This is a genomic window from Blastomonas aquatica, assembly GCF_014639875.1.
Taxonomy (GTDB): domain Bacteria; phylum Pseudomonadota; class Alphaproteobacteria; order Sphingomonadales; family Sphingomonadaceae; genus Blastomonas; species Blastomonas aquatica.
In genome coordinates, this window is the sequence record NZ_BMGD01000004.1 from 186,231 (window position 1) to 199,919 (window position 13,689).

Consider the following 13,689-nt stretch of genomic DNA (forward strand, 5'->3'; position numbering starts at 1 on the left):
CCAAAACCCGCCGTCGGCCCATTTGCCGAACTTCCGGCGATGGGACATACCTGACAATCACGACCATAACCGGGAAAACAAGTTGCGCGGAAACCGGTTATGCTTGACGTGGCTACGATGGCTCTCTGCCTCTAGTTATGTGCGGTGCCCTGCGATTCAGGGCGCACTGTCCGACACGGATCAAGGCAATCCATCGTGTAGGGCCGCTGATAAAGCAGCGCCCGACTAAGATCGTACCACATCTGCCGCTCCTCCTGCGCGGTTCGAGGAAGGTCAAAGCCCATGCTCGTTGCCAAAGGACGTCGATAAAGGTCAAACATCGCTGAAAAGCGGGTTCCCCATGCTGCAGCTGCGCGAGGCAACCGTAGCCAGAGCACAGCGCCGCCTATAAGGAGCGGTGCTACAACTACGTGAGATGGCCAGTTCTCAATCCCATTGTCTGCAATGACCATCGCCGCGCTCGTTAGACACGTCGCCAGAAGAGTGACATGAAAATCCAGCCGTGCCCGGCTATCCTGAAGCAGGTCTTGCGCATCTATCGGTAAAATTGCGCTCAGTCTTGGCCAAAAGACGACAGCATCGATGCCGTACATGACTGATGGGTAGCTTTCGAACGCTCGATATACGTTGCCGAATCTTGTTGGCAAGACATGCTCCCTCTTTGGTGGCCAAGAAGCCGTGACACGCGCTCCTCGCTTTGCCAGCATGGCTGACGGTCGCGCATCGTTATTTTGCTTCCACTTTGCCTCTAAATCGTACCATTCTGCCGCGATGGGCGTATAAAACTTGTCATATCTTGCAAGGCTGCGCTTCATGAGAATTTGAAGTGGATTGAACCGGCCATAGCCTTCAAGAAACCGTACTATAGGCCGATTTAAGAACAGCATGAAGAATGACAGCAAAATGAGTGATAGAGAAACTTTTCCCAATTTTTCCGCGTCGAATGAAACGTCCGGTCCAAGGCCAAGCGGATCAAAGTCAGCCACTTGGACAAGGTAGATCATCACAATCAAAACTGGCAGCAAGTAACCAATTACGAACCCTTTGCCAAACAGCTTGGGAATTTCATCGAGCATGGATCAAAAATCCATGCTGCTGGGCATAGTGCCTGGCCGACCTGGTTCAGTCATCGGATCTCCATCTAGCTCTGAAACGGCAACTTCCGTTGTAATCAATAGCCCGGCAACCGAAGCTGCGTCCTGCAGGGCGGTGCGCACGACCTTGGTCGGATCGATCACGCCAGCGGCCACCAAGTTTTCATACACATCGGTCGATGCATTGAAGCCCAGCGTTTCGTCGTTTCCGTCGAGCAGCTTGCCTGACACGATAGCGCCATCATGGCCTGCATTCTGTGCGATCTGGCGAACTGGAGCGTACAGTGCCTTGCGGATGATATCGATGCCGCGAGTCTGGTCATCGTTGATGCCGGTCATGCCTTCAAGCGCACGGGTTGCATACAGCAGCGCCGTACCGCCACCGGGGACGATGCCTTCTTCAACGGCTGCGCGGGTTGCGTGCAGCGCGTCGTCAACGCGGTCCTTCTTTTCCTTCACTTCGACTTCCGAAGCGCCACCGATCTTGATGACCGCAACACCGCCGGCGAGCTTCGCCAGACGTTCCTGCAGCTTTTCACGATCGTAATCGCTGGTGGTGTTCTCGATCTGGCCACGGATGGCTTCCACGCGAGCCTTGATCGCATCGGCTTCACCGGCACCATCGACGATGGTGGTGTTGTCCTTGTCGATCGAAACGCGCTTGGCCTGGCCGAGCATTCCGAGCGTCACGCTTTCCAGCTTGATGCCCAGATCTTCGCTGACCATTTCACCCTTGCTGAGGATCGCGATGTCTTCCAGCATCGCCTTGCGACGATCGCCGAAGCCAGGCGCCTTGACCGCAGCAACCTTCAGGCCGCCACGCAGCTTGTTGACCACCAGAGTTGCCAGTGCTTCGCCTTCGATGTCCTCTGCAATGATCAGCAGCGGACGGCCCGACTGAACGACAGCTTCCAGGATCGGCAGCATCGCCTGCAGGTTCGACAGCTTCTTTTCGTGGATCAGGATGAAGGGGTTGTCGAGCTCGACGGTCATCTTGTCCGGGTTGGTGATGAAGTAGGGCGACAGATAGCCGCGGTCGAACTGCATGCCTTCAACGACATCCAGTTCCGATTCCATGCCCTTGGCTTCTTCGACGGTGATCACGCCTTCCTTGCCGACCTTTTCCATGGCCTTGGCGATCATCTCGCCGATTTCCTTCTCGCCATTGGCCGAGATGGTGCCGACCTGGGCGATCTCGTTGGTGCCAGCAACCGGCTTCGAACGCGACTTCAGGTTTTCGACAACCTTTGTCACCGCCAGATCGATACCGCGCTTGAGGTCCATCGGGTTCATGCCGGCGGCAACCGACTTCATGCCTTCGCGCACGATGGCCTGGGCCAGAACGGTGGCGGTGGTGGTGCCGTCGCCTGCGATGTCATTGGTCTTGGAAGCGACTTCCTTGACCATCTGCGCGCCCATGTTCTCGAACTTGTCCTTCAGTTCGATTTCCTTGGCGACGGTGACGCCGTCCTTGGTGATGCGGGGCGCACCGAAGCTCTTGTCGATGACGACGCTGCGGCCCTTGGGGCCCAAAGTCACCTTGACGGCGTCAGCGAGAATATCCACGCCGCGCAAAATGCGTTCGCGGGCGTCGCGGCCAAACTTTACGTCTTTTGCTGTCATTCGTTTCGTCCTCGCAGGCGATCTTTTGAAACGTCGCAATTGATGCATCGGTGATCAACAAAAATTTTTCAGGGGATAGTGTGCAATGAAGAGATTTGTGACAATTGGCGGCGAAGCAGGCCATTGCTCATTACGTTCAGCGGCTAACGCCGCCGTTGTGATGTATCCACAGACCGAGTGTGGTCTCTCTCGGTTGCAAACCTAGACCCAAGCCGCGATCTCTACCTGGGCATGGGCAATTCTCATGAACAGGGTGCCATTGAGCAACTTGTCTCGCATGAGTGTCAGAAGTCGGCTTCGCAATGGCCCCTGTCGGTAGGAGTGGTCATTCTTGGCGAGCGAACATAAAGGACTGCCCCTGAGTCGAGGGCTGCCGTTGCCGAGTGGCAGATCGGAAGGCCGCTTTCCGCCATTCGCGCCCAGAACCAGCCATTCGGCCATCGGCCCATTTTCCGAACTTCCGGAGTTGGGACTTTGCAGTCGTTCCCAACCGGCATGCCGAATGACTGGTATTGCCAAAAGCGGATACGATCCTGCTCGGGAGCGCAGATGGCGGCTAGTCCCAACCGACGATCCGTGATGTGTGTAATCAAGTCTAACCGCAAATTGCGCTGAAATCGAATTGTTCAAGGTAAGTGCGACACAGCGGATCATGCTAACTTAAGGAGCTATTTGGCAGCCCTGAATACTATCTGCCAATATCCCAAAGCATCGAACAAACGAGTGCAACGGCGACAAAAATGAAGAGCAATACGGCTATCTCCATGGGCGTGGTGCGAAACGTCTTTTGGTGAGCGTCTTCAAAGGCTGCGATCTTGTAGCGCACCGTTTCATCGCCCTTGAGATTGCCGATGTCGAGTATCGGACCGTTTTTCAAGAATGCCAAAATCTCGTCGTTCTCGTCCCGGCTAGTGTTTGGATATCGCTCTAGCAGATCCTTGATCTGAGCCTTCTTAAGGCTCTCAGATTGCAAATCGGAAGTGTTCGTATCTTTATTCATGGGTTAGAATTCCTGCGTGTGTTGTCATCGAGGCAGTAGCTGCCTCATGGGGGTGTCAGTGCTTTGATGCCGAAGGGTCAACCAGACCGAAGCAACGCCAGCATGCGGCGCGCGGTCTCTTCTTCGGCCAGCACGATTTGTGTCAGCCCCAGTTTTTTGAGGTGGTCATACTCATCGCGCGAATGCGCACGCGCGATCACCTTGATTTCTGGATTCAGCGATCTCGATCGCTGGAAAATTGCGCCAGCTTCATAACCTTCCGGAATGGCGATGATCAGCTGTGCCGCCTGATCGATGTAAGCCTTTTCCAGAACGCCGGCGTCCACCGCATTGCCTCGAACGGTTTCAACGCCCTTGCGCAGTGCTCCGGCAACCTTATCAGGGCTATCTTCTATGACGATCAGGTCAGTTCCGCTGTCCAGCAGGTCTGCCGCCACGTAATGGCCGACCCGACCATAGCCGATCAGGACGATGTGACCCCGACTGGTGTCTGCAGCAGGTGGCAGCTCGCTGGCTTCGATCTTCGCATAGGCCTTGGAGACCCAGGTGAAGAGGAACGGGTTGAAGAAGATCGAGATGATCGCCCCGGCCAGGATCAGGTCACGCGCCTCATCCGGCAATACGCCAAGGCTTGTGCCCAGCGACGCCAGAATGAAAGAGAACTCGCCTATCTGGGCAAGGCTCAACGCAATCGTCAGGCTGGTCTTGGTCGATTTTTGGAACAGCTTGGCGATGGCGAAGGCTGCCAGCGATTTGCCAACGATGATGATCGCGACCGTGGCAAGCAATGGCAGTGGTTGATCGACAAGCACGCTTGGGTTGAACAGCATGCCAACCGATACGAAGAACAGCACCGCAAACGCGTCGCGCAGCGGCAAGGTCTCTTCCGCTGCACGCCTGCTCAATGCGGTTTCGCCCAGGATCATGCCGGCGAAAAAGGCACCTAGGGCAAATGACACCTCGAAGACAAATGCCGCGCCGAAGGCAACGCCAAGCGCGATGGCCAGCACAGCCAGACGGAACAGCTCCCGCGATCCGGTGTGCACCACCCAGTGCAGCACGCGCGGGATGATCCGGCGACCAATAAGCAACATGAACACGACAAAGCCCGCAACCTTGAACAGCGTTGCGGCCATGGGCTGGGCGACCATCATGAAGTCGGCGCCGTCGGGGTTGTTTGCAATTCTGGCCAGCGGAGGCAGCATGACCAGCGCCAGGACCATTACAATATCTTCGACGATCAACCAACCAATGGCGATTTGGCCGCGCTCGGTCTCGACCAGATTTCGGACTTGAAGGGCGCGTAACAATACCACCGTGCTGGCGACCGAAAGTGCGAGGCCAAAGATAAAGCCGGCAATCGGCGTCCAGCCCATGAACCACGACAGCAACATGCCCAGCAGTGTAGCCACCGCGATCTGTACGATCGCGCCGGGCACAGCGATGTTCTTCACGGCCATCAGGTCGCGAAGCGAGAAGTGGAGGCCCACACCGAACATCAGCAGAATGACGCCAATTTCGGCGAGTTCGTTGGCGATGCTGGCATCGGCCACGAAGCCCGGGGTAAATGGACCAACCAATACGCCGGCGAGCAGATAGCCGGCTATGGGTGAAACCTTGAGGCGTTGGGCCAGCGCGCCCATCAGGAACGCGACGACAAGACCGGCGACGATCGTGCCGATTAAAGGGGTAGCATGATGCATATTTGTGCTCTCTGGATCGAGAGAAATCAGATGAGCCGTAATTACGTGATGGCGGTACCGGTCCGGCCTGCACGCAACACAGCCCACAATTGAGAACGCATCGAAGAGGTCGTGCTGCTGGCTTCCAAAACCGATGAGCTCATCGCACCCACCGGCAGTTTAATCGTCAGGCATATTGGATTGCCGCTTAACGCAGCGGGCCTCAAAAGCAGCAGAACGACGCTTCGCTCAAGCCACTCCAGGCGGAGCGCGAGGGCCAGCTCCGGGCAAGCGGCGTTCGCTTGCGACTTCGTCTTTGGCCGAGTGGATTGGCTGCGGCAGCATCGCCGCGTAAGCTGGAGCATTCGTCCAGAACAACGATGGAAACCCAGGGTCTGCGGTATCCATCGTTCCGCCAGAATCGATCGTGTCTGATCGCGTATCTGCTGCCGCAAGATTTGCAGTTTCCTCGGCATCGTTCCGCGCAAGTGCGACTTGAGTGGTCGCTGGATTAAATGCAGAGCCCACGATCTGGGAGGATGGCATACTGCCAGGCAGCAGTGCACTTGCCAGCGCCACGAACAGGGCAATCAAGCCCGCGAACACGACCCTGTGTTCGTGCACAGGATGCGCAATTTCGTCGGTAGGCAGTGCAAGGCAATTGGACGGTCCCATTTATTGCAGACTATCCGAAAGGCTGGCCGAGGTAAACCGCCATGCCTCGCGATGCGCGATCTCGAACTGGGAATGGCGGCTTCCGGACGAAGCCGACGTTTCCAGTATTGCATCGAAGCAGCGTATGTTGGTCGGATGCGGCCGGAGGCTGGATGACGCATCGTGGGACTTACTTGCCGTTCTCAATCGCAGTGGCGAACGGCAGCTTCTGTAGAAAGCGGAACATCAAGTATCCGTCGGTCTCGCAATACCCTCGGATCGCGCCTCGCTCGCTTTCCCAAACTAGCCGTTCGATCCCGGCTTGCCCGAGCCCACACGCAGAACTTGAATGACGAGACAGCTGGCGCTCAGCGCTTCGTCACAGCTGCTCTAAGTGCTTGCGTTCCGGTGCAAAGTCCAATTTCCCGCACAATCCGAGTGTGGTAACGCTCCCGCATGCCCAGCTTCGCACACAAAAAACTCGTCGAGAAGATCCAGAAGATCGACGAGCTTCCGTCGGATGACGCGCAATACGTGCAATGGGTCGGTGCCGGTCAGCACATGGAATTCCTCAAGCAGAATGCAGTAGCGGACGAGATCGTCATTTACGGTTCCGGCCCCTACACGTTCATTCACTCAATCGTGGTGCCGGATGAAGCGCTAGCGGCCGCATCGCAGGATGACCTGCTGCGATGGAGCTGTAATCCGTATGTCAGCATCGCAAGCTATGTCTCCGGCGGTGGCCGCAAGGACATGTGGATCGAGCGGGACGACCGGCACCGTGGCTCAGAGGCGCTTGATCAGGGGCGCGATCTCATTTTTGCGCGCACATTTGAGGGGTGGAGCGGCGACGGGCGCGACTACATCGAGATCAATCAAGAATACACGCATCTGACGGGCATTCACTGGCGCCCTGAGGAAACTGCCTATTGCCGCTTCGACGACCACGGTGATCTTCGGCACTGCGCATCCGTCACGTTAGGTCGCAGTGGCGAAGAGGTACGACTCGTCTCGTTTACGTGGGAAGAGCTAGAGGAATACCTGACCATTGCACGTTGCTCGCTGGTGCGCATGTTCGATCTCACCTTGCTGAAGCACAGCGAATTTAATGGTTGGCCGGACGACATCGAAGAAGTGGTTCACGTCGATTCTGCCGATTTCTTCTACCGCCAGCGCCACTGCGGACGCTGTGCTTACACGCGCGGCATCCAGATCATCCGCCCGCGCCGTGGAGCTGACCAGGTCTTCCAAGGCGTGACGGATAGCTGGAGTGGGAACAAGTCCAAGCAATACGTTGAGTTCATTGCGCATGATTGGCGCAATGACCGACTTACCAAAATTTCGACCGACCCGGCAGCGACGACCAATTATTTTCAGGCGGAGGGCAACAATCTGCCGTTCGAGCTATCCCCGGCGTTCTTTCGGGCCGAGGTGCTGTCAAAATACAAAACCGACCGCGAAAAATACACGATCAAAGACCGTGAAGTGAGCTGCCGGGCGGCATGGTACCTGCGCGGCTACGACGTGAATGAGGCTGGTCAGGTCCATGCGTATATCTGCGATCTTCGTGCCCTTCCGTACACGGAGCAGCTGCACTGGCTGGCCTTCAACGTCGCGCCGCAGGCCAGCATCTCAGAGCGCGCCATTATCAACGATTTCCAAGGTGATTTTGTAACGTTCCGCCACCCGCGTGAGGAAGTCATGTCCATTGCCCGGCGATGGAGAGACCGCAAGGTTGAATGGTGGAAGCTGCGTGATCCCGATTTGATGGATCGGGCCAACATTCCGCTGACGGCCAGCAAGGATGAGTGGGCCGAGGCCCTCATGGATCTCTCGAAGCTTGTTGTCGAAGGCTTCGAGACAAAGCCCCTGCGCAAGCGCCTTGACCGCTTATCGGTCGAATACACCGACAATGACCGCACGCTGGCCTTGTTAGAAAAGCTTTTGAATGTCGGCCATCACCGGGATGAGCAGATCAAGCTAGCGGGGCTGCGGGAGGCACAATGGCTGCGGTCGAAGTTGCAGGGCCACGCAAGAGGCACCGAAGCGGCGCAAGCGGCAAAGGACGCCATCGCCAATTTTGGCAGCTTCAAGGATCATTTTTCGGACCTGTGCGCGCGGATCGCTGCGGAACTGCAATCGATCGAGTTCCAATGTGAAGCCGAACTGTGACGGAACGCGCCGCCATCTTTGATTTTGACGACAATGCCGAATGGGGGCCTCGCTTATGGGAACGGTTACGCCCCTATCTCCCAGGCGACATGGCCCAGATCGTCCGGGCCACAGAGCCTGAATTCATCGAGGACGCAGCAGACGTCGTGCTGGCGCATGCGGATAAGCGGGTTCTCTCTAAGGTGATGACCAACTGGCTTCGGTCCCATCGGATACGCGGTTACCATGGCACACGCGTCAATGCCACCGAGCTGGCCTCCATTCGCCGCGACGGCCTTCTGCCTCTGAGGGTCCATCAGCGTATCGAGCGCCTGGAACGCGCCTTGAGCAAGCATCCCCGGTGGGGCGAAGTTAAGCACACATTGCCAGCAGCGTTGGAGCTATTTGGCCCCGGAATGCGCTCTGGGAGGCGCGAAGGACAGGTACATCTGACGGTCTCGAGGGCAGGCCTCGAGAACGGGTTCAATCACTATCTGAGGGAAGGCTCTGAGTTCGATTGGCACGTCTCGCACCATCTGCTTGGTGCAGAGGGCCAGGGCCTGATGGCAGCGGACGGGCAACCGTACCTCATCGCGCTGCTGGTGCCAGGCGACGCTGCGCTCGAGTCATGCAACCGTTACGGCATGCCGACGGACAATTTTCCCAATCCGGTCTCCGACTTGTTCCGTGTTTGGAGCTATTGGCTGGCCTACCCAGATTATCGTGCGTCCTGCCTCAAGCTCGATTGCGGGATGGTTTTTTCAGACATAGTGCCTGTGTCCTGGATAGACCGTGTCAAGAAGATCGACATGACCTAGGCATACCGCCAAGTCGGCTAATTCACGGTATCGAATTGGCGGTTTCTGTCAGCAACGGACATTCGCCATGGACGATCGCGATGACCGGGTCTGGGTCGGCTACTGCCGGAAGCTCGTGGGACTTTCCTGCGCTTACAACGTGACTCGGCGAACGGCAGGTTTCGATATATGCGGACGTCCAGCGCTTCCCCGACGAGCGATCGGAGGGCGACTGGAGATGCACGTCGTCTGCCCAATCGGAGGTTGTGAAGTTCCTTGCACTACGGAGGTATGCGCCGTTTTTCTACCATGAGCCAAGCGGCGACGCGAGAGCCCGCTTTCTTTAAGGCCGGTGAAGTTCAGCATCAGAAATAGCTCCGCATCCATCGCTCGTATTAGTGGTTCGACTGTCGCAATTGGTTATATTGTCGGCATGGCAAATCACGAACATCCGACCATCAACGATTTCCTCGCCCGGCTCTACACGATCCGCGACGATGCCGGCGCCCGCGCGAAGGCGGAGGCGAACGCGGTCTCGACGCGCAACGCAGCTAGGGGCTTGCTCCGATCAGGAGCTACGCTGAAGGCATTGGCCGAGCTGATCGAGAAGGAGTTCGATGCGGCCCTTGGCGAGATGCTGGCAACGCTACGCCGTATGAAGTCGGTGCCGGACATCGACTATCAGGCCTGCCGGGATCAAGCGTTCCTGCGGGCACGCGACCTTCTTCCCGTGCTGCGCGGCGCAGCCGACCGGGATAAATGGATCGACATGATGGGGCGTGGCACGGCCGGAGATGTCATCAACAAGCGCGTGGAGGATCTGCTTCCCAAGATCGATTTCCGCTTCCGGCAATTTGATGTGGGCCTGGATCAGGTCGGGGTTACGAAAGCTGACGTAGCGTCGCCGGCAGCGTCACCAGTGCCACCGGCTGAGCCGCCAGTTGCCGCACAGATCGAACATGAACCCCGCCCGTATCAGGTAGCGCTGTCGTTCGCGGGTGAGCAGCGCGAGTATGTGCGCGACGTTGCCCGCGCGCTCGCTGCCCGCCACGTTGCCGTCTTCTATGATGAGTTCCAGGCCAATACCCTGTGGGGCAAGGATGGCGCCGAGCACTTCCACCAGATCTACTCGCGCGGCACCCAGTATGTGGTGATGTTCATTTCGGCCGAGTACGTCGCAAAAGCATGGACCCGCCAGGAGCGGTGCTCGGCGGTCAGCCGTCAGATGAAGGACGAGGCCGAATATATCCTTCCTGTCCGCTTCGACGACACGGCGGTGCCTGGACTCCCCGATACGATCCAATACCTCTCGGCGGGACGCTACACACCGGTTCGACGACACGGCGGTGCCTGGACTCCCCGATACGATCCAATACCTCTCGGCGGGACGCTACACACCGGCCGCGCTCGCAGTGGAAATTGCGAGGAAGGTCGGGGTCGGACCGACGTTGGGCAAGGAGTCCGACGTGCCCCCGCCTGCGTCCGGGGCCATGTCTGGCGAGGTGACGTTCGACTACGGCGCATTCAACGGCCGGTACGTCATCGGCACCGACGCGACGACATTCGAGACCCAATGGAGCAAGGGAAGCGACACCAGCATCCACCTCTACAACGACCCCCAATCGATCCATGGTATCGCTGTTGCGCGCGGGGCGACCGCCATCGAGCAGATCACCGATGCGTCAGCTTATGACTTCACCTCCCGCTCGCGCGCCCTCCAAACCGGTGAAATTGCAGTCCTTCGCAATACCAACGGCTTCTTCGCGGCGGTCCAGATCCTTGCGGTCGATGACAACATGCGGGGGGCTCCGAGTGATGCGCTGACCATGCGGTATTTGATACTCCCCGGAGGGGAGCATGATTTCAGTGCGCGGATTGGCGCGGCGACGATGGCCTGAGCGGATGAGCGGAAGATCACAGGTGTTGGGAGCACGCCCATCGATTGCCGAAACCGTCGCCGGCTTGACGACAAAAACCGATAAGGGGCGTTCGTCGCCCCGCTTGAGGTCCGTCAGCTTTTAATCTCGGGTACGACTTTCTCAAGCCGCTGTACGAGCAACACGGCTTCATAAGGCGAAGACCAGTTATCAGTATTTTTGGCGAAAAGGACACAGCTCGCGGCATCGTCGCGCTCCAGCGCTTCCGCCGCGAAATGCTTCATATGCTCGCGCCGCAGGTTGGCATACGCCGCCTGATGGACATAGAAGCCGACCGTTGCCTTGCGATTGAGCGGCGGCACGATCTCCATGAAGCAATCATGGCCCGGTTTCGCTTTCTTGCGCGTGACCGACTGCCTGAGCCTGTTCAGTCCGCGTTCGACCTTGGGCTGCTCCTCGGGACTCGCGGAGCTGAGTATGAAAATGCCCATAGTGGTCCATCCGCCAGGCTTCGTCCGAGCCAGTTTGTCGATGATTTCTTTGTAGCTTCGGTGGATCGTCGGCGCGGGCTTATTCAGCTCTATTCCGGCGTCGCGGGCGTTGTAATACCGATCGATTATGCCAGACATTCCCGACACCATCAGACGATAGAAATCTTTTCGCTCCGCCCCGAGATTGAAGCCTGTCGACAGATAGACGCCGAGGAAATCCAACTCGTCTCCGAAAATTTCAAAATGTTTCTGGAAGTGGAAGCGCTCCGAAAAATAATGGAGGAACGGGATTTCCTCATCGAGGATATCCGCGATGCAGCACAGGTCGGCGATATGCATCGCCGGAGCCAGATTGTGCCCGTCGGGGATGAGCCCGGCTTTCGCTAGCTCTTCTTCCGATGAACTAAGAACTGAGAGGTCGTCGAGCGTCAACGATATCCGAATGATCTGATCGACATTTCCTGCGTCCAGACTGAGAGACTGCGTAATCCTGAGGCTGTCCGCATCGCCCGCGCGCGCCGCAACGATGTGCCTAGCCAGACGCTCGGATTGAATGGAGGGCGCGACCACCATTTCGTTCAAATGACGCTTAAGACGGTCTGGCGCGCCCCGCAGTCCTTGAGGCGTCAATCGATGAGATTTCGCTTCAGCAAGGAATATTGTTTTGTCGATGACGGCGATGATATCCGTTTCGAACTGTTGAGCGCCGACCACCCATTTGGCATTTTTTTTGATTGTTGACGTAGGCAGGACCGACCGGATCACTGATTCCGTTTTGTCTTCGAGATAGGTTGCGCGACGATCTGACAAATCGCTTTCGATCTTCGCTGAGGTAGCGACGTTCCACATGATCTCATTAATGTGGCTGAAGATCGCCTGCGGCATAACGAACATATACCCGCTACCCAGATAAATTCCGGGGCGGGCCCAGACGGGATTAGAGAGAAACATGTGTTCGATTTTATGGTCGGCAAGTTCTCCTGGTTCGATCGAGAGCATCCGCAAAATGCGCTCGACCTGGTCTTTCTTCTTACCCGTCATAGCGGCGATCTCAGAAGCGGTAACGGACATATCCGCTGAATGCCGCAGGTCCGCATGCGACATCAAGAAGCCCATAACGCCTTCTCGCGAAGTTCCTTCCGGTATCACATCGAGCAAGCCTTCTGGAGTGCCGACGAGATCAGGGAATTCACGGAAATAGCCTTCAACCATAGTCTTGCTATCTCGCGCGCTGAGCACCCGCTTCAAAGCGTCCATGTGGTCGTTACCGCGCTGCTCGATCGTCGTCAGGATGCTCTCGGACACGTCGAGGATATCGCTGAAGGTATATCCCGCCGCCGCCTCCAGTTTGGCGTCCAGCGACGCGTACAACTCGCGGCAAATCTGTTTGACCTCGCTGAAATATCCCCAGTTTCTGACCGCCTGTGTGTGCAGCCTGATTTTCTCCTGAAGCGCCATTAGGGCCTTTTGGCCGTCATCCACTTCGTCTGCTTCAGCGATCAGCCGGCGTTTGAAAATCGTATCGGATATCTGCGGCACGCTATCGAACACGGTCTGCAAAACGTCGGCTGTGGAAGGGGCTTTGCCCCATTGTGCGACCGGTAAGGCGAGAGCCATGCCCTAAAGCAGCTCGATGTGATGCTGCTCGATACCTTTGGTTAGCGTACGGGTTTCGCCATCGTTGTTTATCGCGGCGCGAGTGCCGTAAAACGCGAACGTCGATACAACGCTTTCTGGCATGCGCTCTTTCAGAACACCGAACAGTTGATCGAGAAGGGCCGGATATTTTTCAACATCTTCGCGGGCGGATCTAAGGACGGCATCCTTAAACTCCTCCTGCCGCTCGCCGATGCCGAAATCCAATTTCTGAAAGACTATTTTGTTTGGATTGCCGGGTGGCCGAGTTGCGACCCGCCTTTTAGGCTTTCGCCCCCGCGACTTCGGCATCTCTTACTCCCCCGCTACGATCGCCATCTCTTGTGCTGCTCCTGTAGAACATCCACCCTCCTTGTGGTTAGGGCGCTGTACGGAGATAGCACCTCGCAGCCGAGGTGTCAGCTATCGAGCCGTCGTTGCTCCAAAGCCCACCCAGCAGAATGTCCGAGCCCGGTAGTGTGGCTACAGTCCGCGAACCTCCGCTTCGGGGCATCCAGAAATTTCAATTGACCGTCAGCATTGGCGCATTGCTGACCGTCTGCTTCGCAGCTTTCCATCGACCGCTTCTTTTTGAAGCCAACCTTCACTGAAACTGATCCGAGCGACCGAGTCGGGGTCGGGGACTGCCGGACGGTCTTGTGACTTTTCCGCTGTTCCCGCGCGC

The 13,689-nt window shown here is 57.3% G+C and carries 9 protein-coding genes; 3 read left to right on the forward strand and 6 right to left on the reverse strand.

Going from position 1 to position 13,689, the window contains the following annotated elements; all coding sequences use genetic code 11:
* Positions 1–131: 131 nt before the first annotated feature.
* From IEW00_RS12725 to IEW00_RS12745, 4 genes are all read right to left on the reverse strand, one after another.
* Complete coding sequence (locus IEW00_RS12725; RefSeq protein WP_188514786.1) at positions 132–1,076, reverse strand: hypothetical protein; 945 nt, start codon at positions 1,074–1,076, stop codon at positions 132–134.
* Between the two features lie 3 nt (positions 1,077–1,079).
* On the reverse strand, positions 1,080–2,717 hold the full coding sequence (gene groL / locus IEW00_RS12730; protein WP_229737022.1) for a chaperonin GroEL: 1,638 nt from the start codon (positions 2,715–2,717) through the stop codon (positions 1,080–1,082).
* A 688-nt stretch (positions 2,718–3,405) separates the two neighbouring features.
* Complete coding sequence (locus tag IEW00_RS12740) at positions 3,406–3,717, reverse strand: hypothetical protein (protein WP_188514787.1); 312 nt, start codon at positions 3,715–3,717, stop codon at positions 3,406–3,408.
* 77 nt (positions 3,718–3,794) lie between these two features.
* A complete protein-coding gene (locus tag IEW00_RS12745; RefSeq protein WP_188514936.1) occupies positions 3,795–5,420 on the reverse strand; it encodes a cation:proton antiporter domain-containing protein in 1,626 nt (541 codons plus the stop codon).
* A 1,089-nt stretch (positions 5,421–6,509) separates the two neighbouring features.
* On the opposite strand from IEW00_RS12745, the gene IEW00_RS12750 reads away from it, so the two are divergent.
* From IEW00_RS12750 to IEW00_RS12760, 3 genes are all read left to right on the forward strand, one after another.
* Positions 6,510–8,225: a hypothetical protein gene (locus IEW00_RS12750; protein WP_188514788.1), complete on the forward strand. Its 1,716-nt coding sequence runs from the start codon at positions 6,510–6,512 to the stop codon at positions 8,223–8,225.
* Positions 8,222–9,022: a hypothetical protein gene (locus IEW00_RS12755; RefSeq protein ID WP_188514789.1), complete on the forward strand. Its 801-nt coding sequence runs from the start codon at positions 8,222–8,224 to the stop codon at positions 9,020–9,022. Before IEW00_RS12750 ends, IEW00_RS12755 begins: the two co-directional genes overlap by 4 nt.
* A 331-nt stretch (positions 9,023–9,353) precedes the next feature.
* Positions 9,354–10,694: a TIR domain-containing protein gene (locus IEW00_RS12760; RefSeq protein ID WP_188514790.1), complete on the forward strand. Its 1,341-nt coding sequence runs from the start codon at positions 9,354–9,356 to the stop codon at positions 10,692–10,694.
* 318 nt (positions 10,695–11,012) lie between these two features.
* Here IEW00_RS12760 and IEW00_RS12765 read toward each other — a convergent pair whose 3' ends face one another.
* Both IEW00_RS12765 and IEW00_RS12770 read right to left on the reverse strand, forming a co-directional pair.
* Positions 11,013–12,986 carry a hypothetical protein gene (locus IEW00_RS12765; RefSeq protein ID WP_188514791.1) on the reverse strand — a complete coding sequence of 658 codons (1,974 nt, stop codon included), beginning with the start codon at positions 12,984–12,986 and terminating at the stop codon, positions 11,013–11,015.
* A gap of 3 nt (positions 12,987–12,989) precedes the next feature.
* The gene (locus tag IEW00_RS12770) at positions 12,990–13,232 is read right to left on the reverse strand and encodes a hypothetical protein (RefSeq protein ID WP_188514792.1); all 243 of its coding nucleotides are present in this window, start codon (positions 13,230–13,232) and stop codon (positions 12,990–12,992) included.
* Positions 13,233–13,689 lie beyond the last annotated feature (457 nt).

Coding starts and splice junctions, on each gene's coding strand:
- IEW00_RS12725 (WP_188514786.1), bottom strand. CDS start 1,076: ATGCTCGATGAAATTCCCAAGCTGTTTGGCAAAGGGTTCGTAATTGGT.
- groL (WP_229737022.1), bottom strand. CDS start 2,717: ATGACAGCAAAAGACGTAAAGTTTGGCCGCGACGCCCGCGAACGCATT.
- IEW00_RS12740 (WP_188514787.1), bottom strand. CDS start 3,717: ATGAATAAAGATACGAACACTTCCGATTTGCAATCTGAGAGCCTTAAG.
- IEW00_RS12745 (WP_188514936.1), bottom strand. CDS start 5,420: ATGCATCATGCTACCCCTTTAATCGGCACGATCGTCGCCGGTCTTGTC.
- IEW00_RS12750 (WP_188514788.1), top strand. CDS start 6,510: ATGCCCAGCTTCGCACACAAAAAACTCGTCGAGAAGATCCAGAAGATC.
- IEW00_RS12765 (WP_188514791.1), bottom strand. CDS start 12,986: ATGGCTCTCGCCTTACCGGTCGCACAATGGGGCAAAGCCCCTTCCACA.